Annotated in this window: 25 protein-coding genes; 11 read left to right on the top strand and 14 right to left on the bottom strand. The window is 71.5% G+C overall.

From position 1 onward, the window contains the following. Positions 1 to 158 precede the first annotated feature (158 nt). Positions 159 to 752 carry a TetR/AcrR family transcriptional regulator gene (locus tag ACFWYW_RS47705; protein ID WP_379614153.1) on the bottom strand — a complete coding sequence of 198 codons (594 nt, stop codon included), beginning with the start codon at positions 750 to 752 and terminating at the stop codon, positions 159 to 161. Between the two features lie 57 nt (positions 753 to 809). Between ACFWYW_RS47705 and ACFWYW_RS47700 the strand changes: the two genes are divergently transcribed. The 3 genes from ACFWYW_RS47700 to ACFWYW_RS47690 are packed head-to-tail and all read left to right on the top strand — an operon-like array spanning position 810 to position 3,597. After that, positions 810 to 2,732: a fumarylacetoacetate hydrolase family protein gene (locus tag ACFWYW_RS47700; RefSeq protein WP_379614151.1), complete on the top strand. Its 1,923-nt coding sequence runs from the start codon at positions 810 to 812 to the stop codon at positions 2,730 to 2,732. Then, positions 2,729 to 3,322, top strand: a complete 594-nt coding sequence (locus tag ACFWYW_RS47695) for a DUF2867 domain-containing protein (protein WP_379614149.1) — start codon at positions 2,729 to 2,731, stop codon at positions 3,320 to 3,322. The genes ACFWYW_RS47700 and ACFWYW_RS47695 overlap by 4 nt, the downstream gene beginning before the upstream one ends. Continuing rightward, a complete protein-coding gene (locus tag ACFWYW_RS47690) occupies positions 3,319 to 3,597 on the top strand; it encodes an antibiotic biosynthesis monooxygenase (RefSeq protein WP_379614147.1) in 279 nt (92 codons plus the stop codon). Before ACFWYW_RS47695 ends, ACFWYW_RS47690 begins: the two co-directional genes overlap by 4 nt. On the opposite strand, the gene ACFWYW_RS47685 is transcribed toward ACFWYW_RS47690, so the two are convergent. Then, positions 3,575 to 3,970 (bottom strand): hypothetical protein, encoded by a 396-nt coding sequence (locus ACFWYW_RS47685; protein WP_379614145.1) that lies wholly within the window; start codon positions 3,968 to 3,970, stop codon positions 3,575 to 3,577. The genes ACFWYW_RS47690 and ACFWYW_RS47685 overlap by 23 nt on opposite strands. 80 nt (positions 3,971 to 4,050) lie before the next feature. On the opposite strand from ACFWYW_RS47685, the gene ACFWYW_RS47680 reads away from it, so the two are divergent. After that, positions 4,051 to 4,596: a GrpB family protein gene (locus ACFWYW_RS47680; RefSeq protein ID WP_379614344.1), complete on the top strand. Its 546-nt coding sequence runs from the start codon at positions 4,051 to 4,053 to the stop codon at positions 4,594 to 4,596. A 2-nt stretch (positions 4,597 to 4,598) separates the two neighbouring features. Here ACFWYW_RS47680 and ACFWYW_RS47675 read toward each other — a convergent pair whose 3' ends face one another. The 3 genes from ACFWYW_RS47675 to ACFWYW_RS47665 form a co-directional block, all read right to left on the bottom strand. Continuing rightward, on the bottom strand, positions 4,599 to 6,212 hold the full coding sequence (locus ACFWYW_RS47675; protein ID WP_379614143.1) for a carboxylesterase/lipase family protein: 1,614 nt from the start codon (positions 6,210 to 6,212) through the stop codon (positions 4,599 to 4,601). Positions 6,213 to 6,290: 78 nt separating this feature from the next. Beyond that, entirely contained in the window at positions 6,291 to 6,950 is a 660-nt protein-coding gene (locus ACFWYW_RS47670) for a TetR/AcrR family transcriptional regulator (RefSeq protein ID WP_379614141.1), read from the bottom strand. Between the two features lie 160 nt (positions 6,951 to 7,110). After that, positions 7,111 to 7,695 (bottom strand): TetR/AcrR family transcriptional regulator, encoded by a 585-nt coding sequence (locus ACFWYW_RS47665; protein ID WP_379614139.1) that lies wholly within the window; start codon positions 7,693 to 7,695, stop codon positions 7,111 to 7,113. Positions 7,696 to 7,820: 125 nt separating this feature from the next. On the opposite strand from ACFWYW_RS47665, the gene ACFWYW_RS47660 reads away from it, so the two are divergent. Together ACFWYW_RS47660 and ACFWYW_RS47655 are read left to right on the top strand one after the other, a co-directional pair. After that, positions 7,821 to 8,870: a glucose 1-dehydrogenase gene (locus tag ACFWYW_RS47660; protein ID WP_379614137.1), complete on the top strand. Its 1,050-nt coding sequence runs from the start codon at positions 7,821 to 7,823 to the stop codon at positions 8,868 to 8,870. A gap of 73 nt (positions 8,871 to 8,943) precedes the next feature. Beyond that, positions 8,944 to 9,843 (top strand): alpha/beta fold hydrolase, encoded by a 900-nt coding sequence (locus ACFWYW_RS47655; protein WP_379614135.1) that lies wholly within the window; start codon positions 8,944 to 8,946, stop codon positions 9,841 to 9,843. A 56-nt stretch (positions 9,844 to 9,899) separates the two neighbouring features. Here ACFWYW_RS47655 and ACFWYW_RS47650 read toward each other — a convergent pair whose 3' ends face one another. After that, on the bottom strand, positions 9,900 to 10,772 hold the full coding sequence (locus ACFWYW_RS47650; RefSeq protein WP_379614133.1) for a dihydrodipicolinate synthase family protein: 873 nt from the start codon (positions 10,770 to 10,772) through the stop codon (positions 9,900 to 9,902). Continuing rightward, positions 10,769 to 11,944, bottom strand: coding sequence for a mandelate racemase/muconate lactonizing enzyme family protein (locus tag ACFWYW_RS47645; protein WP_379614131.1), 1,176 nt, complete (start codon positions 11,942 to 11,944; stop codon positions 10,769 to 10,771). The genes ACFWYW_RS47650 and ACFWYW_RS47645 overlap by 4 nt, the downstream gene beginning before the upstream one ends. 137 nt (positions 11,945 to 12,081) lie before the next feature. Between ACFWYW_RS47645 and ACFWYW_RS47640 the strand changes: the two genes are divergently transcribed. Beyond that, positions 12,082 to 12,798 carry a FadR/GntR family transcriptional regulator gene (locus tag ACFWYW_RS47640; protein WP_379614129.1) on the top strand — a complete coding sequence of 239 codons (717 nt, stop codon included), beginning with the start codon at positions 12,082 to 12,084 and terminating at the stop codon, positions 12,796 to 12,798. 35 nt (positions 12,799 to 12,833) lie between these two features. Here the strand turns inward: ACFWYW_RS47640 and ACFWYW_RS47635 are convergent, their stop codons facing one another. From ACFWYW_RS47635 to ACFWYW_RS47615, 5 genes are read right to left on the bottom strand one after another with little or no spacing between them, the layout of a single operon-like run. Further along, the gene (locus ACFWYW_RS47635) at positions 12,834 to 14,093 is read right to left on the bottom strand and encodes a mandelate racemase/muconate lactonizing enzyme family protein (RefSeq protein ID WP_379614127.1); all 1,260 of its coding nucleotides are present in this window, start codon (positions 14,091 to 14,093) and stop codon (positions 12,834 to 12,836) included. Further along, positions 14,090 to 16,450 carry a DUF4838 domain-containing protein gene (locus ACFWYW_RS47630; RefSeq protein ID WP_379614125.1) on the bottom strand — a complete coding sequence of 787 codons (2,361 nt, stop codon included), beginning with the start codon at positions 16,448 to 16,450 and terminating at the stop codon, positions 14,090 to 14,092. The genes ACFWYW_RS47635 and ACFWYW_RS47630 overlap by 4 nt, the downstream gene beginning before the upstream one ends. Positions 16,451 to 16,452: 2 nt before the next feature. Next, positions 16,453 to 17,262: a carbohydrate ABC transporter permease gene (locus ACFWYW_RS47625; protein ID WP_379614123.1), complete on the bottom strand. Its 810-nt coding sequence runs from the start codon at positions 17,260 to 17,262 to the stop codon at positions 16,453 to 16,455. Positions 17,263 to 17,276: 14 nt separating this feature from the next. Beyond that, positions 17,277 to 18,227 (bottom strand): carbohydrate ABC transporter permease, encoded by a 951-nt coding sequence (locus tag ACFWYW_RS47620; RefSeq protein WP_379614121.1) that lies wholly within the window; start codon positions 18,225 to 18,227, stop codon positions 17,277 to 17,279. Then, on the bottom strand, positions 18,224 to 19,489 hold the full coding sequence (locus tag ACFWYW_RS47615; protein ID WP_379614119.1) for an ABC transporter substrate-binding protein: 1,266 nt from the start codon (positions 19,487 to 19,489) through the stop codon (positions 18,224 to 18,226). Before ACFWYW_RS47615 ends, ACFWYW_RS47620 begins: the two co-directional genes overlap by 4 nt. A gap of 159 nt (positions 19,490 to 19,648) precedes the next feature. Here ACFWYW_RS47615 and ACFWYW_RS47610 point away from each other — a divergent pair, with 159 nt between their 5' ends. Beyond that, positions 19,649 to 21,151 carry a right-handed parallel beta-helix repeat-containing protein gene (locus tag ACFWYW_RS47610; protein ID WP_379614117.1) on the top strand — a complete coding sequence of 501 codons (1,503 nt, stop codon included), beginning with the start codon at positions 19,649 to 19,651 and terminating at the stop codon, positions 21,149 to 21,151. Beyond that, a complete protein-coding gene (locus ACFWYW_RS47605; RefSeq protein WP_379614115.1) occupies positions 21,151 to 22,077 on the top strand; it encodes a hypothetical protein in 927 nt (308 codons plus the stop codon). Before ACFWYW_RS47610 ends, ACFWYW_RS47605 begins: the two co-directional genes overlap by 1 nt. Positions 22,078 to 22,222: 145 nt before the next feature. On the opposite strand, the gene ACFWYW_RS47600 is transcribed toward ACFWYW_RS47605, so the two are convergent. Next, positions 22,223 to 23,215 carry a Gfo/Idh/MocA family protein gene (locus ACFWYW_RS47600; RefSeq protein WP_379614112.1) on the bottom strand — a complete coding sequence of 331 codons (993 nt, stop codon included), beginning with the start codon at positions 23,213 to 23,215 and terminating at the stop codon, positions 22,223 to 22,225. A 94-nt stretch (positions 23,216 to 23,309) separates the two neighbouring features. Between ACFWYW_RS47600 and ACFWYW_RS47595 the strand changes: the two genes are divergently transcribed. Continuing rightward, positions 23,310 to 24,149 (top strand): Gfo/Idh/MocA family oxidoreductase, encoded by an 840-nt coding sequence (locus ACFWYW_RS47595; protein ID WP_379614110.1) that lies wholly within the window; start codon positions 23,310 to 23,312, stop codon positions 24,147 to 24,149. Here the strand turns inward: ACFWYW_RS47595 and ACFWYW_RS47590 are convergent. After that, positions 24,124 to 24,849, bottom strand: coding sequence for an alpha/beta hydrolase (locus ACFWYW_RS47590; protein WP_379614108.1), 726 nt, complete (start codon positions 24,847 to 24,849; stop codon positions 24,124 to 24,126). The two genes, ACFWYW_RS47595 and ACFWYW_RS47590, sit on opposite strands and share 26 nt — an antisense overlap. 36 nt (positions 24,850 to 24,885) lie before the next feature. Here ACFWYW_RS47590 and ACFWYW_RS47585 point away from each other — a divergent pair, with 36 nt between their 5' ends. Continuing rightward, positions 24,886 to 26,064 (top strand): enolase C-terminal domain-like protein, encoded by a 1,179-nt coding sequence (locus ACFWYW_RS47585; protein ID WP_379614106.1) that lies wholly within the window; start codon positions 24,886 to 24,888, stop codon positions 26,062 to 26,064. The last annotated feature ends 27 nt before the right edge of the window (positions 26,065 to 26,091 follow it).

Raw genomic sequence — 26,091 nt, 5'->3', positions numbered from 1 at the left:
GAGCATCCTGCTCCTGTTCAGTATCCGGGCCACGCAAAACCCCTGGGGGCCCTCCCCCACCCCGGTGGCGGGTCGCCCGTCCCCACCGGCCACCACCTCGCTCCACCCCGGCGCGGCACGGGCGCCTTCACCCCCGCGCCGGGGTGGCATCACCCGCATCAGCCCTGCGCCGGGCCTGGAAGCACCGCTCTCGCCATCAGCGCGCGCAGCGCGGCCAGCGCCTCCGGGTAGTCGACGCGGTCAGGGGCCAGCAGCCATTGCTGGTGCACGCCGATCACGGCCCCGACGAGCAGGATCGACAGCCCCTCGGCCGACAGTCCGGGCGGCAGCGGCAACCGCTCCAGCACCCGCCGGCCGTGCGCGCGCAGCGCCTCGTGCATCTCGACGTAGCGCCCCTGGATCGGTGAGCCCGGCTCCAGCGCCTCCACCAGCAGGTTGACGAAGAGCCTGCCCGTGGGCAGCGCGAACAGCGCCCCCGCGCCCTCCGCCAGCAGGTCGAGCGCCGTCTCCACCCGCTCGGGCGGTTCGCCGAGCCCGGCGCGCAGCTCCTCCAGCGAGCGTTCGAGAACGGCCAGCAGCAGCCCTTCCTTGCTGCCGAAGTGCCAGGGGATCGACCCCCTGCTGATCCCGGAGCGTTCGCCCACGTCGGCGAACGTGGTCTGCCGGTAGCCCTTCTCCGCGAACAGCTCGGCCGCCGCGGCCAGGATCAGCTCGCGGCTCTCCTGGCTGGTCTGCTCTCGACGTGTTGTCACCGCGCCTCCTTCTGTGCTAGCAATCATACTCTATGCTGGCCAACACAGGAGGTCATTTTGCGCTTCGTCACCTACGCGTCGGCCGACGGTGACCGGGTCGGCGTCGTCAACGGCGACCAGGTCCACGCCCTGCCCGCGGGCACCGGCCTGATCGAGCTGCTCGGCCCGTCGCTGCGGCAGGCTGGCGAGCGGGCGCTCGCCGAACCCGCCCAGGTCACCCCGCTCGCCGACCTCACGCTGAAGGCGCCCATCCCCAGACCGCCGTCCATCCGCGACTGCCTGTGCTTCCTCGACCACATGCGCGGCTGCCTCAGGGCCACGGGCGGCACCGCGACCCTGGACCCGACCTGGTACCAGATCCCCGCCTTCTACTTCGCCAACCCGGCCACCGTCATCGGGCCCCGCGACGAGGTGACCGTCTCGCCGGGCAGCGCCTGGTTCGACTTCGAGCTGGAGATCGGCGCGGTGATCGGCGTGCCGGGACGGGACCTGACGCCCGAGCAGGCCGTGGAGCACATCGCCGGCTACACACTGTTCTGCGACTGGAGCGCCCGTGACCTGCAGGCACTCGAAGGCCAGCTCAAGATCGGGCAGGCCAAGGGCAAGGACGGCGCCACCACTCTCGGGCCCTGGCTGGTCACGCCCGACGAGCTGCCCTCCGGTCCGGGCGGGTGGCCGGCGATCGAGGTGCGGGCCGAGGTCAACGGGGAGCTGGTGGGGGCCGGCCGTACCGACGCCATGGACTGGACGTTCGGCGAGGTCGTCGCCTACGCCTCGCGCGGCGCCGAGCTCCAGCCGGGCGACGTCTTCGGCTCCGGCACCGTTCCCGGCTGCTGCCTGATCGAGCACCTCAGCTTCGCCGACCTCGCCGCCTTCCGCGGCTGGCTCAAGGACGGCGACGTGGTGACGCTGCGCGCCGAGGGGCTCGGCGAGATCCGCCAGACCGTCCGCGCCGGTACGGCCCCGCACCCGCTGCCCGCCAGGCCCGATCCCGCCGCCGCACCACGCGGGCCGAGGGTCAACCGCGCGCCGAGCCCGCGGGTGCCGTACACGAAGGGGGCGCACCAGGTCGGCGACGGGGTCTGGGCGTGGCTGCTGCCGGACGGCGGCTACGGCATGAGCAACGCCGGGCTGGTCGCCGGCGACGGCGCGTCGCTGCTCGTCGACACGCTCTACGACCTGCGGCACACCGCCGAGATGCTGGACGGCCTGCGGCAGGTCACCGACCGCCATCCGCTGACCCACCACGTGCTCACCCACGCCAACGGCGACCACACCCACGGCGGCCAGCTTCTGCCCGGCTCGGTCCGCGTCATCGCCGCCGAGGGCACCGCCCACGAGATGCGTACCGAGATGGCTCCGGAGATGACCGCGGCGCTCCAGATCATGGACCTCGGGCCGGTGCTCACGCCGTACCTGCGTGAAAGGTTCGGCGCCTTCGACTTCGGCGGAATCAGGCTGCGCGGCCCCGACCAGACCTACGAGCGGCGGCTGACCCTCGACGTGGGCGGCCGCGAGGTGCGCCTGCTCGACCTCGGCCCCGCGCACACCGGGGCCGACACGGTCGTGCACGTGCCGGACGCGGGGGTGCTGTTCGCGGGCGACCTGCTGTTCGTCGGGTGCACGCCGATCGTGTGGGGCGGGCCGATCGCCAACTGGATCGCCGCCTGCGACACGATGCTCGCCCTCGACGCGCCGACCGTGGTGCCGGGCCACGGGCCGGTGACCGACGCCGCCGGGATCCGCGCCGTCCGCGACTACCTCGGTCACGTCGTCGCGCACGCCGACGCCGCCCACGCCAAGGGCCTGGATGTGCGGGAGGCCGCCTTCGGCATCGACCTGGGCGAGTACGCCGCCTGGCTGGACGCCGAGCGGATCGTGGTCAACGTCTACCAGCGCTACCGCGAGCTCGACCCCGGGCAGCCGGTGCTCGACCGCATCGCGCTGTTCGCGCTGATGGCCGAATGGGCGCGCGCATGAGAATCCCGAACACCGAGCACACCAAGCACGCCTGGCACATCCACGAGGTGGCGCCCGACTTCCGGGTCGAGGACGTCTGGGCGCTGCCGACCCCCGGCGGCCCCGGTGACCTGGACGTGCTCGTCCGCCAGATGTCCACGCGTCCTGGCGGCTTCTCCGGCCTCACGGGCGCGCTCTTCTCCCTGCGCTGGAAGATCGGCGCCCTGTTCGGCTGGGACCGCGGCGCCGCCGGAATCGGCTCGCGCGTGCGATCCCTGCGCGGACGGCTGCCGCCGCACCTGCAAACCAGGCGTGGCCCCGACCTGCGGGCGGTGCCGTTCACCTCGGTCTTCCAGACCGACACCGAGTGGGCGTCGGAGATGGCGAACAGGACCGTGCACACCGTGATGCACATCGCCTGGGTCCCGGACGGCAGGGGCGGCCACCGCGGCCAGATGGCCGTCCTGGTGAAGCCGAACGGCCTGTTCGGCCGGGCCTACATGCTCGCGATCAGGCCGTTCAGGCACCTGATCGTGGATCCCGCCCTGGTCAGGAAGATCGGCCGGGGCTGGCAGTCACCCGAAGACCCGAATCAAAGGAGATCATCATGAAGGTCGGAATGATCGGCCACCACTACCCGGCCGCCGAGCACCGGGAGGAGTTCGTCGCGCGCGTCCAGGCGGTGGCCGCGGAGTTCCGGCGGGCGCCCGGCTGCCTGTCGGCCACGTGCTGGCTGGCCGGCGACGCGGTGGTGTCCATCGTGGAGTGGGAGTCGGAGGCGGCGTTCACCGCCTCGCTCGCCGCGGTCCAGGCGGCCGACGTGGACCTCGCCTACGACGAGCGCGAGGTACGGCCACGCGAGATCATCCGCCTCGCGGCGCCCTGACCAGCCAGACACCCGTCACGAACGCGAGCGGGAAGAGGGCGGCGGCGCCCAGGGGCAGCACGAAGAAGGTGAGCATCGTCCGCGGCTCGTCGGTCATCAGGGCCGTGACGGCGTAGGCCACCAGCACGATCAGCACGCTGCCCGCCACGCCGCCGCCGGCCTGGCGCGCCCCGCCGCGGGCGGCGAGCATCACCAGGCCGACCAGAAACGCGAACGGCGTGATCATGGGCGCCAGGAAGTAGAGGTATCCGACGCCGCTGCGCGGATCGGCGGTCAGCGCGACGACCAGCAGGGCGACGGCGGGAACGGTGGAGATCAGGCCGGTGATCAGCCCGGTCCTGGCCACGGCGGCCATGCGGGGGAGAGGTTGCACGATCGGCAAGCTAACGGGGGCCGCTTGCACCTCGCTTTACGCCCTTTCCTCCGGGGACGGGCAGGATGTCATGCGTGAACATGTCCGACGAAGAGATCGCCACAGCCCACGTCACGACCCCGCCCGTCCACAACGAGCGCATCCACCTGGCCGACTACGACCCGGCCTGGCCGGTCCGCTTCGAACGCCTGGCCGGTGACATCCTGGCCGCCCTCGGTGAGGTCAGGCTGGAGCACGTCGGGTCCACGTCGGTGCCCGGCCTGCCGGCCAAGCCGATCCTCGACATGCTCCTGATCGTCGAAGACCCGGCCGACGAGGCCGCGTACGTCCCGGCGCTGGAGTCACTCGGCTACGTCCTGACGATCCGCGAGCCGGAGTGGTACGAGCACCGCGTGCTCAAGCTGGCCGGTGAGATGCCGGTCAACCTGCACGTGCTGCCGGAGGGCTGCCTGGAGGTGCGCCGCATGCTGGGCTTTCGCGACTGGCTGCGTACGCACGACGAGGACCGTGACCTGTACGCGCGGACCAAACGCGACCTCGCCGGGCGTACCTGGAAGTACGTCCAGAACTACGCCGACGCCAAGACCCGGGTCGTGGAGTCGATCCTCACCCGGGCCGGCGTCTAGCGTCACCTGGCCAGCCGGTCCCAGAAGCCGCAGTTGTGGCTCTTGCCGACGTCCCGCGGGCCCGGGTCGTCCGCGCTGATCGACATCGCCGTCCCGCCGCGCGCCTTCGACCTCGGCCAGTACGGCAGGCCGCGCCCGTTGGGGTCACCGGTCCTGGCGAAGTTCGACCAGTAGCCGATCATCTGGGCGGCCAGCCGCTTCTGCGCCGGGGTCGAGAGCGGCTTGGCGCCCGGCATGTCGAACAGATACCGCAGCTCCGCCCCGTGCCAGGCGCCCGGCCGGAAGGTGAGACCCGGGTAGTCGTCGCCGACCGGCTGGGCGAACTCGAAGGCGTGCACCCGGACCTTCCCGGCCATGGCCCGCGCGGTGGCCACGGTCGAGCAGAACCAGCCGTGGTCGGTGTACACCGATCCGAGTGCCTCGGCCGGCCGTACGTCGGCGGACACCGGGTAGCGGCGCAGGACCTCCGGGGCGTCGGCGCCGAAGCTCTCGCGCACCTTCACCGGGTACTCGGTGGCCGTGAGCGGCTTCGACGGGTGGGCGCCGTCGAAGCGCCACACCATGAACAGGCGGCTCTCGTCCTTGGTGGCCCCGATGAGGACCGGCACCCGGTTGAACCGCCCGTCGCCGAACACGTCGCCCTTCGGCAGGAACGCGGAGCCTGATCCGCCGCCGGCCTCGAAGGCACCGGCCTGCACCTGGAGGATCTTCTCCACGCTCAGCCCGCGCAGGCACGCCGCCGCGCCCGCCTGTCCGGCGCAGCCCAGCTTGGCGGCGGTGGCCAGGTTGCCGGGCAGTGTCTCCTCGTGGGTGCGCGGCCGCCCGTCGTTGGCCGGAGTGCCCTCGAACAGGGAGTTCTTCGCCCACCGCAGCTTGCACGGCCCGCTCTGCAGGATCGCCCGGTGGAACAGCCCCGCCGCCGGGGGAGCGGCCAGCAGCCCGCACACCGCGGTCGACCCGGCCGACTGCCCGCCGATCGTGACGTTGCCCGGGTCGCCGCCGAACGCGGCGATGTTCGCCTTCACCCAGCGCAGCGCGGCGATCCGGTCCTCGGTGCCCCAGAAGCCCGAGTCACCGGCGGTGGAGGCGGCGTCCAGGGCGGGATGCTGCAGCCCGCCCAGGATCCCGATGCGGAAGGCGGCCGACACGACCACGACGTCACCGCCCGCGACCAGCCTGTTCGCGTTGTACTCCGAGGCCGCGCCGGACATCCCCACGCCACCGTGGAACCACACCACCACAGGCCGCTTGCCGGGCTTCGCCGGGGCGGTCACCTCCAGGTAGAGGCAGTCCTCCACGCCGCTGTCGCCTCCGCCCATCTGCGGGGACTGCGGGCATCTGCGCGCCGACGCCGAAGCGTCCCGCACCCCCTTCCACGGTACGGCCGGCCGCGGCGACGCCCAGCGCAGCGCCCCCACCGGCGGAGCGGCGTAGGGCACACCCAGGAACCGGCTGACCCGGCCGTCGGTGACACCCCTGACCCGGCCCTTGTCGATGCGCACGTCCACCCGCCCCTGGGCTTGGACCTGCGCGTTCGCCGGTGGGATCGCGGCGGCCGGCGGGGCGGCGGCGCTGAGGGTCAGGGCGGCGGTGAGCAAGGCGAGGGTCGTCCTCATCCGTCCTCCAGATATTAGCGTTTCGCTAAATCGGAACACATGACGAGATCGCCGGTCAATCCCTTACTTAGCGAAACGCTAACCGTGATCGCGGCCGGTCAGACGGTTGTAGGTGCCGACGACACGCTGATCGAGCTGCTCGGGGGTCACGTCGAGCTGCCGGGCGAGAGCCGTACGCATGACGAAATATCCGTAGAAAAAGCTGTCCCACATGACCAAGATCGCGGCCAGATCCACGTCCTGGGGCAGCCGGCCCTCGTCACTCTCGCGGCGCAGATCGGCCAGGCGGCGCTCCACGTACGGCATGGGCGCGAACTCCTCGTCCCCGTCCAGCGCCAGCAGCGCCACCACCCGGGCATAGCTCGAATCCCGGGCATGCGCCTCGAACGACCACGCCTCCTTGTCGGCCGGGGCGTCCTCGCGTACCTGCTCGAACGGTGCTTCCCCGGCGTTCTTCCTGGCCTCCAGCGCCGCGCGCAGCAACGCCTGGCGGCTGCCGAAGTAGTGGTGGATCAGGCCGCGGTTGACCCCGGCTTCGTCTGCGACCGCCTGAAGGCTGAGCCCGGCCAGCACCCCGTCACGCTCCAGTAGCCGCAGCGCCGCCGCCATCAGCGCCGCCTCGGTCGCCGCCCGGCTCTGCGTGGCCTTGGACCCCCGCTTGGGCGCCCTGCCCTTCGCCTGCCGTTCGCCGGGCGCGCGCGCAGCGTCAGGGGAACCCTCGTCGGCGTCGGCACTCACGGCCCCAATCCTTCCACGGTCGTACGTCACCCCGCGGCGGCCCCTTCTGAAGGAGGAGACGGCCCCCGCTCCCCGAAGGGAACACCATGGCCGCCACCCTGACCGCCGCTCCCGGCCTGGACGAGCTGGTGCTGACCAAGCAGGGGGAAGCGGGACGCGACTAGCGGTAGCGGTCGAGCACGTTGTCGAGCGTGGCGATCAGCCGGTGGGGCGGGTACTCCCCGGGATTCATGACCCCGTGCAGGGTCAGCCCGTCCACCACCGCGACCAGGGCGTCGGCGATCTCCTCCGGCTCCTGCTCCCCGCTCATCTCGCCCACCGCGATCGCGATGCGCACCAGCAGGCGTACCGTGTCGCGCCACTCCCGGAAGCTGGCGAAGCGCCGCTCCCGCAGCGCGGGCGAGGTCACCATCGCACCCCACGACAGGACCAGCACCTGCGTCTCCACGCTCGCCGCGCCGATCGGCAGCGCCGCCAGCAGCACCTCGCGCACCGCGTCGCGGCCGGAGCGCCCGGCCATGCGCGCGCCGAGCTGCTCTCGGGCCACCGCGTAGGCGCGCTCCAGCGCGGCCTCAAGGATGGCGTCCTTGTCGGGGAAGTAGTAGGCGAGCAGCCCGTGCGCGTACCCGGCCTCCTTGGCGATCTCCCGCGTCGTCGTGCCGGCCAGCCCGAGCCTGCGGATGGTCCGCCAGGTCGCCGCGATGAGCTCCTCGCGGCGCGCGTCGTGATCGACCACCTTCGGCATAGCTCCGCATGGTACGGCAGCGCCCCGGCCCAGGCCTGTGCCAAGTCTTGGAGTCCTTGACCGCACAAAGGGCAGATGGCGGGCAGTTATCGGGTCGAACCCCGCGAACCGACAAGGACAGGCTCATGCGTGCACTCACCATCGCCCCCGGCGCCACCGGTTCCCTGCGCGTCGAGGACGTGCCCGACCCGGTCCCGGCCACCAACGACCTGCTGGTCGAGGCCATCGCGCTCGGCGTCTGCGGCACCGACCGCGAGATCGCGGACGGCGAGTACGGCTGGGCCCCGCCCGGCAGCGACCGGCTGATCCTCGGCCACGAGAGCCTGGGCCGGGTCCGCGAGGCGCCGCGGGACAGCGGGTTCCTGGCGGGCGACCTGGTGGTCGGCATCGTCCGCCGCCCCGACCCCGAGCCCTGCGGCGCCTGCGCGCACGGCGAGTTCGACATGTGCCGCAACGGCCGCTACACCGAGCGCGGCATCAAGGAGATCGACGGTTTCGGCTCCGAGCTGTGGACCATCGAGACCGACTACGCCGTCAAGCTGGCCCCGTCCCTGGAGGAGGTCGGCGTGCTGATGGAGCCGGCCACCGTCCTGGCCAAGGTGTGGGACCAGATCGAGCGCATCGGGGCACGCGCCTGGTACGGCCCGCGTACCGTCCTGGTCACCGGCGCCGGCCCGATCGGGCTGCTGGCCGCGCTGCTCGGCCGGCGGCGCGACCTGGAGGTGCACGTGTTCGACCGGGTCGCCGACGGACCCAAGCCGGAGCTGGTCCGCGATCTCGGCGGCACGTACCACACCGGCGACGTGATCGAGGTGGCCGAGCGGATCGCCCCGGACATCGTCGTGGAGGCGACCGGCGTCTCGGAGGTGGCCGTGGGGGTGATGGCGACCAACGGCCCGGCGGGCATCGTCTGCCTCACCGGCGTCACGCCGACCGGCCGTCCGCTGCGGGTCGACGCGGGCACGCTCAACCGCAATATCGTGCTGGAGAACGACCTGATCTTCGGGTCGGTCAACGCCAATCGCCACCATTATGAGCAGGCCGCGACGGCGCTCGCCGAAGCCGACCACGACTGGCTGAAACGGCTGATCACCCGCCGGATCCCGCTGGAGCGCGCGCATGAGGCCTTCGAGCCCGGTGACGACATCAAAGTGGTCCTCGATTTCAGTAAATAGCGCCTTTTCCGAGGACGAAACTCAAGGGCGGAATGCTGCTAGCTTTTCCTCGGGTCTTTCTGAAGGGAAGCCGATGGCTGAGGAAAAGGCGCTGAACGTGGGGCCGGCCGGCATCGAGGTGGCCTACGAGCGCCACGGCGACCCCGACGACCCGCCGCTGCTGATGATCATGGGCATCGGCGGCCAGCTGGTGTCCTGGCCGAGCGGTCTCGTGGCCGAACTGGTCGCCCGCGGCCTGCACGTGATCCTTTTCGACAGCCGGGACAGCGGGCACTCGACGCATCTGCGCGACGCGCCCGTTCCCGACGTGGCCGCGGCCATGGCCGGAGACCTGTCCGCGGTCGCCTACACGCTGTCGGACCTGGCCGCCGACTGCGCCGGGCTGCTGGACGCGCTCGGGCTGGGCAGCGCCCACGTCGCCGGCGCCTCGATGGGCGGGATGATCGCGCAGACGATGGCGATCGAGCACCCCGGCCGGGTCCGGTCGCTGACCTCCATGATGTCCACGACCGGCGACCCCTCCGTGGGGGGCTCGGACGCCGAGGCGCTGCGCGCGATGGGCGGCGGCGCGCCGCCTGCCAACCGGGAGGAGTACGCCGACCAGGCCGTCAGGGCGATGAGCGTGCTCGGGTCGCCGGGGTTCGAGCCCGACCTGGCCGGGGCGCGGGAGCGGGCGGAGCGGGTCTACGACCGGGGCTGGGATCCGGCCGGGATGGCGCGTCAGGCGGTCGCGGTGATCGCCTCGGGGGACCGTACCGGCAGGTTGCGGGAGGTCGTGGCGCCCACGCTGGTGATCCACGGCACCGACGACCTGATGTTCGACGTCAGCGGCGGGAAGGCCACGGCGGCGGCGGTGCCGGGGGCCGAGCTCGTGGTGGTCGAGGGCATGGGCCACAACTTCCCCAGGCGGCTGTGGCCGGACTTGGCCGCGCGGATCGCCGCCCTGGTCCGGCGCGCGGAAAATCGCCACTGACCGCCTCAGCGGATCGCCGCCCTGGTCCGGCGCGCGGAGAAACGCCACTGACCGCCTCAGCCGGAGATGGCCTTCTCCAGCACCCGCAGCTCCTCGGTGCCGAGGTCGCGCAGCGGGGCGCGGCAGTATCCGGCCGTTCTGCCCCTGATCCGCAGGACGCCCCGGTAGAGCGCCAGGTCGCCCACCCCGCGTACCGGCGGCTGGAAGAGCATGCGGCGCAGTGGCAGCAGCTCGGCCCACCGGGCGCGCGCCAGGGACAGATCCCCCGCGCGCACGGCGTCCCACACGCCCACGGCGGCGGCGGGGACGATGTTGAGCAGCCCGCTGATCCACCCGTGCGCACCTCCGGCCAGCGCCTCGAGCGGCGAGGTGAACCCGCCGTAGAAGGCGTGGAAGCCGGGCAGCGCTGACAGCTCGCTCAGCTGGTGCACGGTGGGCAGCGTGCTCTTCACCCCCTGGATGACCCCGTCGGCGTGCAGCGCCGTCAGGTCGGGGACGTCCAGCGCGGGGACGGCGGCGTTGACCGGGATGTTGTAAACCCAGATCGGCAGCCCGCTCGCCGCGGCCACCGCGCGGTAGTGGCCCAGCACCTCCTCGCGCGAGGGCCGCTGGAAGTAGGGGAGCACGACCAGCGCCGCCGCGGCGCCCGCCGCCTCGGCGTGGGCGGTGAGCGCGACGGTCTCCGCGGTGGTGTACGCGCCGGTCCCGGCCAGCACGGGAACCCGGCCGGCGACCGTCGCCACGGCCGCCTCCAGCAGCGCCCTGCGCTCTTCGCCGGTCAGCGCCACGAACTCGCCGCTGGTGCCGCCGACGACCAGCCCGTGCGCGCCCTCGCCGGCCAGCCAGTCCAGGTGGTCGGCGGTGGCGTCCAGGTCCAGACGCCCGAACCGGTCGAACATGGTCAGCGCGGCCGGGTAGACGCCGTTCACCGGGTGCCGCCGGCGTCGTACTCGGGGCGGAAGGGGTGCTTGACGATCTCCTCGATGCGCAGCTTGGGCCCGAGTCCTGGCGCGTCGGAGACCACCCACTCGCCGTTGCGCACCTGGGGCGGGTCCTCGGTGTAGCGCTCCCAGAACACCATCTGCTCCGGCGTGAGCATCGACTCGGAGATGAGCAGGTTGGGCAGCGTGGCACCGAGCTGCCAGGTCGCCGCGCTGGCCAGGGGACCGAAGGGGTTGTGGAAGGCGATCGACACCGCGTTCGCCTCGGCCAGCGTCGCGATGCGCTTGGCCGCGGTGATGCCGCCGCAGAAGATCACGTCCGGCTGTGCCACCGACAGCGCGCGCCGCTCAAGGAACGGCGCCGCCGCGTACGGCCCGGCCCAGCGCTCCCCGGCGGCGATCGGCGTCGTGGACCGGCGCGTCACCTCGGCCAGCCACTCCGGCCGCTCCGGCGGCACCGGCTCCTCCACGAACGCCAGCCGGTATGGCTCAAGCACCTCGCACAGCCGGATCGAGTTGGCCACGTTGAGCCGCCCATGGCAGTCGAGCATCAGGTGCACGTCGGGCCCGGCGACCTCCCGCGCCGCCTCGAAGTACTCGGCCAGCAGCGGCCAGAACCAGTTGGGCAGCAGCTCGGTCTCGGTCTGCCGGGCGGGGATGGCGGCCGGCGTCTCGTGGTGGACGCTGGAGACCTTCGTGTAGAAGCCGGGCAGCGTGGTCTTGATCGCGGTGAACCCCATGGCCAGCCGGTCGGCGATCTCGTCGGCGAACTGCTCGGGCGTCTCGGTCGCCCTGGCGTGCGTGTAGACGGGCACGGAGTCGCGGAACTTCCCGCCCAGTAACCGGTGCACGGGCACCCCGAGCGCCCTGGCGTTGAGGTCCCACAGGGCCACGTCGATGGCGGAGATACCGATCGTCAGCAGCGTCCCGCCGAGGAAGGAGTCGCGGTACATGCGCTCGAAGTGCTGCTCGATGCGGGTGGGGTCCTTGCCGACGAGGTACTCGCCGAGTTCCTCGACGATCGCGGAGACGGTCTTGGTCCGGCGGCGCATCGCGACCTCGGCCACTCCCTCCACGCCTTCGTCCGTCTCGATCCTGACGTAGATCGCGTTGTAGTACCCGAACTCGGCGATCCACTGCCGGACGGCGGTCACGCGCATTCGATGGCTCCTTCTCCCGATGATGCCCTAATCGTCCGAATAGAAAGGACCTAAGTCAAGAGTCTCAAGTTTTGCGGCCAAAATTGGGCCGATGGTCTACGATGACGTGGAACATAGGACATGAGTGGAGGCGAGACGTGGACACCGAGGCATTGCCGCGCGGGCGCGCGCTGCTGGGCACCCGAGTCGCCGCCCTGATCACGGACTACATCAGGAAGCAGGGCCTCAAGGAGGGCGACGAGCTCCCGTCGGAGGCCAGGCTGGCCGAGGAGTACGGCGTGAGCCAGCGCGTCGTGCGCGACGCCTTCCGCTCACTCAGCCAGCAGGGCGTCATCCGCACCCGGCAGGGCAAGCGCGCCGTGGTCAGCGAACTGCGCCCGGTCGCCGTCCACAGCTACTTCCGCCTGGCCATGGAGGCCGACGGCTCGGCCATAGACGAGCTGGTCGAGATGCGCCTGGCCCTGGAGACCAAGGCCGCCGGGCTGGCCGCGGCCAGGATCACCGACCGCGAGCTGGAGGGCCTGCGCGCGCTGCTGGAGGAGGCCGACGCGGTCGGCGACGACCTGCAGCGGCGGGTGGAGCTCGACCTCGCCTTCCACCTCGGCATCGTCAAGGCCGCCCGCAACCGCTTCTTCACCGCGGTGCTGGAGGCCCTGTCCGACGTGCTGGCCAACGAGCGCGAGAAGGGCAAGGAGCTGACGGAGTTCCTCGGCGAGACGCACGCCGAGAGCGACGCCGAGCACAGGGCCCTGCTGCTCGGCCTCGGCACCCGCGACGCGGCGCTGGCCGAGCAGCAGATGCGCGCCCACCTGGAGCGGGTGCAGCGCACCTTCCGCGGCGACGACCTGGAATAGGCCGCGACCCGAAGCAGGTCGCGGCCTACAGCAGGTCACTCCCAGATCGGCGCCCGCTCCGCCTCCCGGTAGCGACGGTCGAACTCGGCCGTGCCGTCGTCCTCCCAGACCTCCAGGTCTGCCCCGCGCGGCTGCACCGGCAGGTTGCCCACGTACCTGCACTCCTCGAACAGCTGCTTGATCCCGGCGTAGCGGCGCACCCTGCCGTCGCCGAGGTGGAAGCCGAGCAGCTTGCGCGACGGCGACGGGGTGAACCCGTCCGGCACCCGCCAGCGCTCCAGCGCCTCCTCGTCGAACTCCACGCCCAGTCCCGGCGACTCGGGCACCCTCGCGTAGCCGCCCCTGATCTCGATGGGCGTGGTGATCAGGTCGTCGGCGTACACGTTGAGGCAGGTCACCGCGGGCCAGCGGGCTTGGGTGAGCACGGCGCCCAGGTGCAGCGTCCACGCGGTGGTCAGGCCCGGCCCGACGATCTGCAGGAACAGGTCCTTGTTGAAGGCCGCGGCCTGCAGGCCCTGCGCGATCGTCCCGGCCACGCCCGCGTTGCACGAGACGAAGCCGTCGATGGCGTCCTCGCGCATCCAGAGAGGGAACAGGGCCTTGTTGTAGTGCTCGGCCAGCGGCCGGTCGACGCGGGCGCGCAGCGCCTTCTGCCCGGCCACGTCCGACTGGAGCACCGGCGACTCGTAGACCCCGACGCGCGGGCTGCGGTCGAGCTCGCGCAGCACCTCGACCGCCTCGCCGGGCGTGCGCAGCATGCCGTTCCAGTCGAGGTCGAGGACGTAGGTGGCGGGCGTGACGGCGGAGATGGCGGCCACCTGCTCATGGACGTCGAACCACGGCCTGGCCTTGAGCTTGTGCGCCAGGTAGCCCTCGGCCAGCGCGTCCTTGGCCTCCTCCGCCAGCACCCGGGCCGGCATCTTGGTGCTCCACCAGGCCAGCGGGCACCACTGGCGGACCATCGGCTGGCCGAGCAACTGGTACACCGGGACGCCCAGGGCCTTGCCCGCCACGTCGTAGAGGGCCATCTGGAGACCGGCGCCGAGCGAGTCGTCGCCCATCAGCTCGGCGGGGTGACGGTCGAGGACCCGGGCCACGGACGCGTCGGTGGTCCTGGCCCAGGTGTAGTGGGGCAGGCTCTCGCCGTACCCGATGAGGCCGGGGGAGTTCGTGCGGACCCGCACCACCTCCACGACGGCGAACTCGGAGACGAGGATCTCGTTCCACGGCCGCGAGCGCTCCCTGAACGGCACCCGCAGGGTGACGCGCTCGACGGCGGTGACGCGCAGGCTCACGGAGCCTCCTTGGCGATGTTGAGCAGGGAGATGTCGTCGAAGTCCACCGTGACCTCGGCGGCGCTGTCCACCAGGAAGATGAGCTCGACCATGCCGACGGCGATGTTGCGCGCCTTGTCGGGGATCTCGCAGTCGAGCCGCAGCGGCGTCCAGGTGTCGTTGGCGCGCAGGCTGATCACGGGGGAGCGCACGGAGCTGCTCGGGATGGGAGTGCCCGCGGCGTCGCACAGGTCGAGCGCGAGCTGCACCGACGCCGAGGTGCCCGCCGGGGCCCGGTAGGAGGCGGTGAACCTGGCCAGGCCTGGTGTGACGGCGATCTTCTGGCACGGCCCGCCCCAACCCTTGCCGCTCACCCGCAGCACGGCCTGGTCCGGCGGGCGGGAGACGGCCCTGGTGCCGTTGGAGCGGGGCAGCAGTGTCCACGGGGGCAGGCCGGAGGTGAGGTCCGGGTTGCCGACGAGGTTGGGCGCGGGCAGGCCGCGCAGCACGAGCGCGGCGTAGGGGTTGGCCGCCGACAGGCTCCTGGCCAGGTCGGTGACCGGGCCGCCGGTGGGCTCGTGGGCGCGGATGTAGGCCACGACGCTCCAGTACTCGCCGGCGTTCCAGCCCGTCCAGACCAGGTTGGGGTGGGAGGCGGGGTTCATCTGCAGTACCAGCACCGGGTCGGTGGCGAACTCCTTGATCAGCGCCAGCCGCCGCGCCGCCTGTTCCAGGCGGCGCTGATGCGCGTCCGCGCCGCTCTGGAGCATCGCGAGCGCCGCCTCCTGCGTCGCGGGCGGGGTGACCGCGCGCGGGTAGCTGAGCGCCGAGGCCTCGTAGAACTCGTACGCGCGCCGCAGCACCGTCGCCCTGGCCCGCTGCGGCGCCGTGGCCGCCCGCGCCACCACCGAGTCGAGCAGGGTACGGCTGCGCGTCATGTCGCCGTCCTGGACCAGCTCAAGATAGTGCGGCAGGTTGAAGGTCTGGTAGGTGGCGTTCGGCAGGAACCACGCCGAGCCGGGCACCCGCTCGGCCCAGAACTTCTCCCATAAATCGAAATATGCCAGCAGATCCCCGGCGGCTGTCTTGCCGACCGCGCGCTCGCACCACTCCCGCTGGAGCGCCACCGGGTCGGCGTCGGCGTTCCACTGCAGCTTGGCGCTCACCCACGGCTTGGGCCCCTCGCCCCAGTTCGGGTACAGCTCGGCGTAATGGGCGACGATGCCGCGTGCCTTCGCGTAGCGCATGGTCTTGGCGTAGCGGCGGGTGAACATCCTCGGCAGCAGGTACGGCGCGCCGTACAGGTAGTCGTAGAACCCGAGCTGCGAGCTGACCGCCAGCCACCGGTCGGTCAGCGCGTGCCCGGCCGACTCGACGGCCGGGTCGGTCCAGGCGTAGCGGTCCTGCGTGAGAAAGGGCACCACCTGCCGGTGCAGCTTGAACGACGGCGGCGTCTCCAGCTTGCGGTAGGCCAGCAGCCCGAACCGCTTGCCGGGACGCTCCAGCAGCACCCGGCGCACGACCTCGTTGACCCAGGCGTAGTAGGCGGGCACCGGATCGGCCTCGGCGAAGCCCTCTCCGTCGTTGACCCCGAGCGAGTACGAGCTCGCGCCGGGGTTGGCGGTGAAGTACTCCAGGATTCCGGTGACGGCGGCGTCGATCGTGCCGGGGACGGTGAAGGCGGGCTGCCAGCCGGTCAGCTTGCCGGGCGGCGGGGGCTTGCCGCCCGGGTAGAACTCGGGGTTCGACACGCCGTAGCGTTCGACGGGGAAGAGCGCGTGCAGGTTGTGGTGGAAGGCGATGGGCTCGGTGGTGGTGCCCTGCATGCGGTTGCGGCGGGCCCAGAGCTGCTGCGGCGGGTAGCGGGTGTCGCGCAGCGGGCTGAAGGAACGCATGGCGAAGGACGGCTGCTGGCAGAGCGCGACCGCGGGCACCTCCAGGGTGGACAGGGCCGGAACGTCGTCGCCGTCGGGGCCCGGCATCAGCCAGCGCACCCCGGCGTAGCGCTCCAGGAACTCGCGCACGCCGTTGGCGGTGCCGGCCGGGCTCGGTCCCACCACGGTGAGGCTGCCCTGGTAGGGCCGGATCAGGAAACCGTCCCTGTCCAGCTTGGCCAGCAGGCCGGGCACGGCGGGGTCGGGGCCGGGCGAGCCCACATGGACGGGCGTCAGGCCGGGCGCCGCGGTCCTGGGCAGGCGCACGCCGGTGGCGCGCTCGACGTAGGCGACCAGCTCGGCGGCGGCCTCCTCCGCGTCCGGCGGGGCGATGACCGCGGCCATCGCCCTGCCGGAACGCACGATCGGCAGGCCCGCCTTGGGGCGGATCCACGGGGTGGCGGCGACGGCCCCGGCGAGGCCGAACAACTGGCGGCGTTTCATGATCACTTCCCGTATCCGGCGGCGATGCCCTCGATGAGGCGGCTGCTCATCCACAGGTAGAGCAGCAGTAGGGGGATGACGACGATGCAGATCCCGGCGAACAGCACCGACCAGCGGGCGCCGGTGTACTGCATGGTCTGGATGAAGTTCAGCAACGTCAGCGAGATCGTCTTCTTCTCCTGAAGGAACGACAGGGCGAAGAACGTCTCGCCCCAGTCGCCGATGGCCTGCAGGATGAACAGCGCCAGCAGTCCCGACCTGGTCAGCGGCAGCATGATCCGCCAGTACGTGCGGTACGGGCCGGAGCCGTCCAGCGCCGCGGCCTCCTCCAGCTCGCGGGGGAGCGAGGAGAAGAAGGCGGTCAGGAAGAAGACGGCGAACGGCAGGTTGGTGGCGATGTAGACGATCAGCAGGCCGCCGAGCGAGTCGATCAGCCCGACCCGGTCGAGGCCCAGGTAGATCGGGATCATGATGGCCGGGGCGGGGATGCCGAGACCCAGCGCGAAGAAGATGGTGACCGGGCCGGACAGCCGCCAGCGGAAGCGGGCCAGCACGTACGCGGCGGGCGCGGCCAGCACGATCGTGCCGAGCCCGCTGCCGATCACCAGCAGCAGCGAGTTGACGACGCCGTCGCCGAAGGCGGCCGAGGTCCAGGCCTCGCCGTAGTTGCCCCACTGCGGGGAGGCGGGCAGACCCCAGGGGTCCTGGACCACCTCCCGCGTGGTCTTCAGCGACGACAGGGCCATCCAGGCCACGACGAACAGGTCGAACAACGCCAGCGACCAGGCCAGCGGCATGGCGAGGAGTCTCATGTGACCTCCTTGCGTCAGTAGGTGGCCTGCTCGCGGCGGCCCATGACCCGCCGGACCAGGATGGTGAGCACGACCGTGAGCAGCATGGTCAGGACGGCGGCAGCCGAGGCGATGCCGTACCTGGGGACGCCGTCGGAGGGGAAGGCGCCGGCGTAGGCGTAGACGGAGAACGTCCACAGGCCGGTCGGCGGCAGGCTGCCGGTCGCGCCCGCGAAGACCAGCACGAACTCGAACGTCTTCAGCGCGCCGATCGCCCACAGCACCGCGCAGACGCCGATGACGTCCCACATCAACGGCAGCGTGATGTGCCAGAAGCGCGTGAGCGGACCGGCGCCGTCGAGCTCGGCGGCCTCGTAGAAGTAGCGGGGGATGCGGTCGGCCGCGGCCATGAAGATGACCGTGTACGTGCCCGCGGCCAGCCAGGTCATCCCGGCCATGACCGTGGTGAACATGTTCTCCGGCGCCAGCCACAGCGGCGGCTCGGCCACCCCGAGCGACTTCAGCACCGAGTTGGCCAGCCCGTCGGGGTCCAGCAGGAAGCCCCACAGGATCGCGATCACCAGTCCGGGCACCAGGCTCGGAAAGAAGATCACCGCCCGCACGAACTTCCTGCCGACCATGTCCTGCAGCAGCATGGTCAGCGTGAACGCGATGACGAAGACCGCCGCGCCCACCAGCACCAGGATCTTCATGGTGTTGGCGAAGGAGGTGCCGAAGACGGGGTCGGCGACCATCTCACGGTAGTTGGCCAGACCCGCCCACTCCATGGCGCCGACCCCGGCCCACTCGTTGAAGCTGATCCAGACCGTGATCACGCTCGGCACGATCATCACCAGCGCGTAGACCAGCAAAGCGGGCAGCAGGAACGGGCCGATCATCCGCCGCCGCGCGGCCTCGAACGGGCTGCCGCCACGCCGTGATCGGGGAGCGGCCTCGACCGGAGGCCGCTCCAGGACCGCGGTCATCCTTTGGACTTCCAGTAGGCGGCCGACTGCTCGGCCATCTGCTTGGTGAAGTCGGCGGCGCCGATCTTGCCGAACAGGAGCTGGTCGCTGAGCGGCAGCAGGACCTTGGTGTTGAAGTCGCCCATGTCCAGGACGTCGGCCTTGTTGATCTCGCCGCTGTCGAGGGCGGCCTTCAGGTCGGCCACCTGCGGCGCGGCGGGCACGTCCTTGCGCACCGACATCTCCAGCGCCACCCCGGCCACCTTGTCCTGGTACTTCTTCTGCAGGAAGAAGGCCAGGAATTTCTTGGCCGCGTCAGGGTTGGCCGCCTTGACCGGGATGCCGAAGCCGGTGGTGGTGACGTTCATCGTGGGCGCCTTGCCCTCGACCGACGGGAAGCGGAACGCCCGGAACTCCAGGCCGGGCTTGGCGTACGGCGCGACCTCCTTGGGCAGGTAGGTGCCCTGGTAGAGGAAGTCGGACTCGCCGTTGGCCCACTTCTGCTGCATGGCGGGGAACTTGGCGGCGTTGAAGCCGTCGGGGAAGTAGCCGCCCTTGGCCAGCGCCTCCACCATCTGGGCCGCCTTGAGCACCTCGGGCTTGAGCCAGCCCTGGCCGCTCTTGTCGGGGGCCAGCGCGTGCCAGCCCTCGTCGCCCATGATCGCGCGGGCGAAGTGCTCCAGGTAGCGCATGTTGTAGTTGGGGATGCTGCCGTCCTGGCCGAGCGGCCTGCGGCCCTGGGCCTTGCGCTCGTCGAGGACCTTCACGAACTCCTCCCAGGTCTTGGGCGTGGTGGGGAAGTCCTTGCCGTTGTAGAACCACCCGTACGTGGAGACCTGGTACGGGAGCTGGGCCAGCACGCCCTGCGACGAGGTGGCCATGCGCTTGTAGGCGTCTCCGACGGTCTGCCCGACCGTGGCCTGCTCGCCCTGGATCGTGGCCGCGTACACGTCGGACAGGTCGAGCGCGCCCTTGGCGGCGGCGAACTGGCGGGTCAGCTCCCTGTTGTTGCCCTCGATCAGGTCGGCGGGCACGTTGGCGGTGTTCAGGCTGGGCAGGAACGACTTCATCGCGGTGCGGCCCTTCCACTGCACCCTGACCTTGACGCCGGTGGCCTTCTCGAAGTCCTTGAACGCCTCGGCGAGCACCTTCTGGTTCGGCTCGCCTTCCGACCACATGCTCCAGACGCGCAGTTCCGCCGCCTTCTCGCCGCTTCCTCCGGAGCCGCAGGCGGTGGCGGCCAGGGGGAGGGCGAGCAGGCTCGCAGCGATTCTTAACCTCATGTTTCTTGCCTCTCGCCAAGTAAGACATAGGACAGACCATCGTGTGTGCTCACGGTACAGCGCAATGCTGGTGGGTCAATAGCCCACTTGACGGACATGTCGCCGAGGCATACATTCCGCTCAATCTTCCGTCCTAGGTCCTACTTGAAAGGACTTATCGTGACTTCAACGGATCGACGGCGTGTGCTGGGGTTGCTGGGAGTGTCGGCGGCGGCGGTGGTCCCGCTGGCCGCGAGCCCTGCTCAGGCCCAGACCCGGTTCAAGGAGAACGACCTCAACCTCTACCCCGCCGCCGCGTTCGGCGCGGTGGGCAACGGCACCACCGACGACTCCGCGGCGTTACAACGCGCGATCGACGCCGCCTCCGCCGCCGGAGGCGGGTCGGTGCACCTCGGCGCGGGCAAGCGCTACCTGCTCGGCGCCCCTCTGCGGCTCAAGAACGGGGTGAGCCTGCGGTCGGAGCGGACCAGGGCCACGCTCGTGCTCTCCGCGGGATACGGCCAGAACCACGTGATCGAAGGGAGCGGGCTGTCCGTCGTGGGCCTGCTGAACCTGGCGATCCTCTGCGACGACCGGGCCTCACTGACGCGGGCCGTACATCTGACGGGCTGCACGGACGTGCTGATCGAGAACGTGCACCTGGAGGGACTCAAGGCCGGCTCGTACGAACCCCTGCCCGGCACCGCCTCCACCGCGCTGCTGCGCCTGACCGGCTGCCACCGCGTCCACGTCGGCGGCTGCCGGATCAGCAAGGCCTACGTCGGGATCAACGTCAACGGCAACGGAACCAACATCACGGTCGACGACTGCGACTTCCAGGACGTCACCCAGTTCGGCCTGCACGTGCTCGGCAACACCGAGTCGCACACCGAATACCTCACCGTCAGCCGCAACCGCCTCGAACGCATCGGCGGCAAGCCCGGCCAGGTCGGCTATCCGATCTACATCACCTGCGGCGGCAACAACCCGGCCGCGCACAAACACCGCTTCGTCCGCGCGATGGACAACCTGGTCATCGGCAACAAGCTCGCCTACGGCCAGGGCGGCAACGCCGACCTGCTCGCCGTCTACGACATCTTCGACGGCGTCTTCGAGCGCAACACGCTCTTCTACGGCGGCGACGCCGGCCTGTCCACCGACCGCTGCAGAAAGCTGGTCATCTCCGACAACATCGTCGGCCACTGCAACACCGTCGGCATCAACGTCTGGCAGTCCAACGACGTCACCGTCACCGGCAACGTCGTCTACAACAACCACCAGAACTACGGCGGCGGCCTCAGCAACGAGCCGCGCGGCGGCATCAGGACCTACGCCCGCACCGGCTTCAAGGCCGAGAACGTGGTCATCAGCGGCAACCGCAGCTTCGACGACCAGGAGGTCAAGACCCAGGACTACGGCATCTTCATCCACGCCAGGACCCGCGGCGTGGACATCGGCGCCAACACGCTCACCGGCAACAAGGAGGGCATGTTCCGCACCGGCACGCAGGAGGACATCAGCTACTCCTTCACAGTGACCCGCACCGCCGCGCCCACCGAGGGCTGGTGGGAGAAGGGCATGGTCGTCCAGAACCGCAACCCCGCCGCCGGTCAGCCGTTCGGCTGGGTGTGCACCGTCTCCGGCAAGCCCGGCACCTGGCTGCCCCTGCCGGGTCCGGCCTGATGGAGCGCCGCGCCCTGTTCGGCGGCACCGCCGCCCTGGCCGCGAGCGGGCTCGTGCTCGCCGCCCCCGGTGACACCGCGGGCCTCTACGTGGAACGGCTCGGCCCCCGGCAGCTCATGGTCTGGACCCGCGAACCCGGCCACCTGTGGATCCGCTACGACCTGCGCCACTTCACCGACACCACCAAACGCATGGACGCCTGGCGCATCCAGGAGATCACCGCCGTCCGGCAGGCGGGCCCGCCTCCTGCCACGGCCGAGGGCATCCAGCTCGCCACGGCCGCCGCCTACCCGTACGCCATCAAACCGGCCGGCGCGCCCGACCACTTCGGCGGCCTGCACGGCGACGAGCTCCTGCGGAGCCTGCTCTTCCTCGTGGACGGCCGCGCCGCCGTCCCGTCCGGCATCCTCCGGGCGGGGGAGTTCGAGCTGGCCCAGGACACCCAGGTGCTCGATCCGGCCGTCGAGGCGCCGACGGTCCTCGGCGACATGAACGTGCGCCACGTCTTCACCGCCGCGGGGCTGCGGATCCGGTGGGTGCTGCGCTGGCGGGCCGCGCGGGCCATCGAGTACGCCTACGGCGCCATGCTCCCGGCGGTCAGGGCCGACGGGGTCACCACCCGGTTCCGCTACCTGGACCAGGCGATCGAGCACAAGATCGGCACGGCGGGGCACCGGGCGCCGCCGGCCGACAGCTACGGCGCGGAGCTGTACAACACCGTCAACGGGGCGACGATGTCGGTCGAGGTCGAGCCCGGCTTCTTCAACGGCTACGCGCAGTCGGACGGGCGCGGGGTCTGGGTCTACGACGGCGACAAGTACAACAAGGTCTACCCGACCAGGGTCAGCAAGCCGGGCAGCGAGCAGGTGGCGCCCGGGGACATCTGGCGGCTGGACGCGGTCTACCGCTTCCGCTACCCGGAATGACCGCTTCTGTAGGTGACCGGGGCGGGAGGGGGATGCGGTATTTTCTCCCTCCCGCCCCGGTTTTCCCTGCCTTTAGCGGCCTCGGAAGGCAGGGAAATCTGGCGGGACCTCAGGCGGGCCCGAGGTCCGGGCGGGCTTTCGTGGGTCAGGCGGGCTTGATGGGGGCGCCGCCGTTGCGGGCGGACTCGTACACGGCCAGGACCAGTGCGAGCGCGGCCCGGCCGTCGGCCGAGGTGACCTCGGGGGCGCGCCCCTCGGCGGCAGCGGCGATGAAGTCGGTGAGCTGGGCGCGGTGCGACTCAGGACCCAGGCGGGCGGGGGCGTTCCGCGCCCGGTCCTCCTCGCCCACCCGGAAGCTGGTCGGCACCTCGTTGTCCACGATCGCGTGCCCGGCGTCGCCATGGACCGAGACGCGCACGCTGGCCCCGCCGTACGCGGCGGTGCTGGCGAAGACGCGGCCGAGCGCGCCGTTCGCGAACCGGATGGCGGCCACGACCGTGTCCTCGACCTCGATGTTCTCGTGCGCGAGCAGCCCCGAGTAGGCGCTGACCGACTCCACCGGCCCGAGCAGGGCCAGCAGCAGGTCCACGACGTGCACGCCCTGGTTCATGAGCGCGCCGCCGCCGTCCATCGCCCAGGTGCCGCGCCAGCCGCCCGAGTCGTAGTACGACTGGGGACGCCACAGCGTGACCTCGGCCGTCCCGGAGGTCAGCCGGCCCAGTTCGCCGCGGTCGACGGCCGCCTTCACCGCGCGGAAGGACGGCTCGAAGCGGCGCTGGCTGATCACGGTCACGCTCTTGCCGCTCTCGCGCTCGGCCGCGATGATCCGGTCGGCCGCGGCCAGCGAGATGTCGATCGGCTTCTCGACGACCACGTGCTTGCCCGCCTTCAGCGCGGGCACCGCCGCGTCCGCGTGCAGGCCGCTGGGCAGGCAGATCACCACGGCGTCCACGTCGTCGCGGGCGTAGAGCTCCTGGGTCGAGCCGAGTGCCGCGCAGCCGTGCTTTCCGGCGAGCTCCCTCGCCCGCGCCAGGTCGTTGTCGGCGACGGCGACGAGCTCCGCCGTTCCTGCCATGTCCGCGATGAGCCTGGCGTGCAAGCCGCCGATGACTCCGCTCCCGACGATCCCGAACCGCACGGACCACCTCCACGTCGTAACTTATGACCTAGGACTCTAGATGTCTTCCGGGAAATAGGTCAATATGCCGGTATAACGAGAGAAGGAGTGCACCATGAGGCTCGGACTGATCGGGCTCGACAACACCCACGCCGACCACGCCATCCGCCACCTCAACACCGAGCGCGCCCTGGGCGACGTCCGCATCGTGGCTCTTTGCGGAGGTACGGCGGAGCGCACCGCCCAGCTCTCCGGCCAGGGCGGCGTCGAGTTCGGCGTGGACCGGCCCGAGGACCTGATCGGCCGGATCGACGCGGCCATCGTCATGGACAGGGACGGCGACCTGCACAGGCCCCACGCCGAACCCCTGCTCAAGGCGGGCGTGCCGGTCTTCGTGGACAAGCCGCTGGCCGGGACGTCGGCCGACGCCGAGGCGATCCTGGCCGCGGCCAGGACGGGCGGCGTACCCGTGACCTCCTCCAGCGCGCTGCGCTGGGCGGTGGAGGCGATGCGCGATCGGCTGGAGGCGCTCGGGCCGATCCGCTCCGTGGTCGCCACCGGCCCCGTGCAGCGCGAGAGCCCGTACGGCGGAGTGGCCTTCTACGGCGTGCACGTCGTGGAGATGGCCCTGCACCTGCTGCCCCCGCCCGAGGACGAGCCGCGGATCTCGGTGCTGCCCGGCGGGGTGCTGGCCGTGGCGCGAGCGGGCGCCGCTCACGCCGTGCTCAACCTGGTCGAGCGCGACGCCGGCGGCGCGGTCCCCTTCGCCGTCCAGGTGACGGGCGCCCGAGGGGTCCTCGCCGAGCAACTCTCGCTGGGCAAGGACTACACGCTGCCCGCGCTGCGGCTGTTCGCCGAGATGGTGGAGAGCGGAAAGCCGCCTTTGGACGAGGCGGCCCTGCTGGCGCCGGTCCGGATGCTGGAGGCGCTCACCCGCGCAGTACCTCCGCGATGAACACGTCGATCTCGGCCTGCGCCCGCCCGCTGTCCTTGCTGCCCGGCTCGTAGAAGAAGCCGTGCTCGGCGCCCGGCAGCAGCACCACGCGCGCGCCGGGGAGCGTCGCGGCCAGTTCGCGCACGTGCTCGTGCGGGAAGAAGCGCTCCTTGCCGACCACGATGAACAGCATGGGCGGCGCGGTCGCCGGGTCGGCGTGGTGCGCGGGCGAGGCGGCGGCGTAGTCGCCGTCGGCCAGGTGCTCGACGGCCGCGCGGATCTCGGGGTCCATCCCCGGCCAGGGCCGCAGGCTCGCGCCCGGCCCGTTGACGCTGACGCACCCGGCGGGCTCCAGGCCGTTGGGCGACAGCGACAGCAGCGTGGCCAGGTGGGCGCCGGCCGAGCTGCCGACCAGGAAGACCGGCAGCTCGCCGAGCCCGCGCTCGTCCAGGTGGGTCAGGAGGCGCCGGTACCCGTCGGCGACGTCCTCCAGCAGCGCGGGCAGCCGCTCGCCCACCCGGTAGCCGAGCGAGGCGCTGATGACGCCCCGCGCCCCGGCCCGCCGCATCTGCCGGTGCCACTGGGCGGCCTCGCCCGCGCGCCAGCCGCCGCCGTGCACGAAGCACAGCGCGTAGGGTGCGTGCGCGGCCGGTGGGTGCAGCAGGTCGAGCCGGCGGCGCGGGTGCGGCGGGCCGTCGTACGGCAGGACACGAATGCTCATGGCTAGATCCTAGGTCCTAAGTTTGGAGGACGGCAGATGACGGATGTGCGCATCAGACAGGCCGGTGCCGACTTCAGGGAGGTGATCCTCGACCACCCCCTCAGGCTGGCCGGCGCCACGGTCGACCGGTTCACGCTCGCGGTGGTGACGGCCGAGGTGGAGACCGTGGACGGGCGCCTGGCCGAGGGGAGCGGCGCGAGCGTGCTGTCGGTCCCGTGGGCCTGGCCGCGTTCGCCGCTGAGCTGGCACGCGCGCGATCAGACGTTGCGCGACATGGTCACCGGCCTGTGCGCGGACGCCGGGTCCGTTTCGGGCGACCCGCTGGAGATCTGCGCCGACCTGGAGGCGCGCCTGTCCGGGCCGCGCGGGGTGCCGAGGCTGGCGGCGTCGCTGGTGCTCGGGGCCGTGGACAACGCGGTGCACGACGGCTGGGCCCGCGCGGCCGGCCGCCCGGCCGCCGAACTGTACCCGGAGGCGCTGGCCGACGCCCGGCTGTCGGCCCTGCTGAAGGAGGGGCTCGGCGAGCCCAGGACCCGCCTGCCCGTCCAGCACGTGGTAGGCGTAGGCGACTCACTCGACGAGGTACGCGCCTGGCTCGAACGCGACGGCATCCGGCACGTCAAGGTCAAGGTTGCCGGCCAGGATTTCCAGGCCGACGCCGCCCGGATCACCGCGATCCACGCCCTGCTCGGCCCCGGCGCAAGTGTCTCCGTGGACCCGAACGAGGGCTGCCGGAGCGCCGCCGACGCCGCCGCGATGCTGGACGCCCTGCCGTCCGGGGTCCTCGCCGACGTGGCCTACCTGGAGCAGCCCGTACCCAGGGACGCGCCCCCGGACCCTGACGGCATGCGGGAACTGGCCCGCCGCGCCCCCGTCCTGGCCGACGAGTCGCTGGCCGGCGTCGCCGACCTCGACCGGCTCGCGGCGGGCGGCTGGAGCGGCGTGGTCGTCAAGGCCGCCAAGGGCCAGAGCCTCGCTCTGCGCAGCTGGGCCTACGCGAGAGAGAACGGCCTGGCCGTGATGATCCAGGACCTCACCGCCGTGGACCTGGCCCTCGCGCACTCGGCCCGGCTGGCCGCGACGCTGCCGTGGTCGTGGCCGCCGTTCGAGTGCAACAGCAGGCAGTACGCCCCGCGAGCCAACGACGGCCTGGCGTTCATGGCGGTCCAGGACGGGCAGATCACCCTGGAGCCCGCGCGCCCTGGCCTGAAATAGGACCTAGGTCTTTTCTTTCGCCCGATG

Origin of the sequence: Nonomuraea sp. NPDC059023 (assembly GCF_042740095.1) — a bacterium.
Taxonomy (GTDB): Bacteria; Actinomycetota; Actinomycetes; order Streptosporangiales; family Streptosporangiaceae; genus Nonomuraea.
Note: the sequence above shows the minus strand (reverse complement) of the source record. Positions and strands in the feature narration are given on the sequence as shown.

Excerpts from the sequence above, each read along its gene's own strand:
- ACFWYW_RS47695 (WP_379614149.1), top strand. The coding sequence starts at position 2,729 with ATGAGAATCCCGAACACCGAGCACACCAAGCACGCCTGGCACATCCAC.
- ACFWYW_RS47690 (WP_379614147.1), top strand. The coding sequence starts at position 3,319 with ATGAAGGTCGGAATGATCGGCCACCACTACCCGGCCGCCGAGCACCGG.
- ACFWYW_RS47680 (WP_379614344.1), top strand. The coding sequence starts at position 4,051 with ATGTCCGACGAAGAGATCGCCACAGCCCACGTCACGACCCCGCCCGTC.
- ACFWYW_RS47675 (WP_379614143.1), bottom strand. The coding sequence starts at position 6,212 with ATGAGGACGACCCTCGCCTTGCTCACCGCCGCCCTGACCCTCAGCGCC.
- ACFWYW_RS47665 (WP_379614139.1), bottom strand. The coding sequence starts at position 7,695 with ATGCCGAAGGTGGTCGATCACGACGCGCGCCGCGAGGAGCTCATCGCG.
- ACFWYW_RS47660 (WP_379614137.1), top strand. The coding sequence starts at position 7,821 with ATGCGTGCACTCACCATCGCCCCCGGCGCCACCGGTTCCCTGCGCGTC.
- ACFWYW_RS47655 (WP_379614135.1), top strand. The coding sequence starts at position 8,944 with ATGGCTGAGGAAAAGGCGCTGAACGTGGGGCCGGCCGGCATCGAGGTG.
- ACFWYW_RS47645 (WP_379614131.1), bottom strand. The coding sequence starts at position 11,944 with ATGCGCGTGACCGCCGTCCGGCAGTGGATCGCCGAGTTCGGGTACTAC.
- ACFWYW_RS47630 (WP_379614125.1), bottom strand. The coding sequence starts at position 16,450 with ATGAAACGCCGCCAGTTGTTCGGCCTCGCCGGGGCCGTCGCCGCCACC.
- ACFWYW_RS47625 (WP_379614123.1), bottom strand. The coding sequence starts at position 17,262 with ATGAGACTCCTCGCCATGCCGCTGGCCTGGTCGCTGGCGTTGTTCGAC.
- ACFWYW_RS47620 (WP_379614121.1), bottom strand. The coding sequence starts at position 18,227 with ATGACCGCGGTCCTGGAGCGGCCTCCGGTCGAGGCCGCTCCCCGATCA.
- ACFWYW_RS47615 (WP_379614119.1), bottom strand. The coding sequence starts at position 19,489 with ATGAGGTTAAGAATCGCTGCGAGCCTGCTCGCCCTCCCCCTGGCCGCC.
- ACFWYW_RS47605 (WP_379614115.1), top strand. The coding sequence starts at position 21,151 with ATGGAGCGCCGCGCCCTGTTCGGCGGCACCGCCGCCCTGGCCGCGAGC.
- ACFWYW_RS47595 (WP_379614110.1), top strand. The coding sequence starts at position 23,310 with ATGAGGCTCGGACTGATCGGGCTCGACAACACCCACGCCGACCACGCC.
- ACFWYW_RS47590 (WP_379614108.1), bottom strand. The coding sequence starts at position 24,849 with ATGAGCATTCGTGTCCTGCCGTACGACGGCCCGCCGCACCCGCGCCGC.
- ACFWYW_RS47585 (WP_379614106.1), top strand. The coding sequence starts at position 24,886 with ATGACGGATGTGCGCATCAGACAGGCCGGTGCCGACTTCAGGGAGGTG.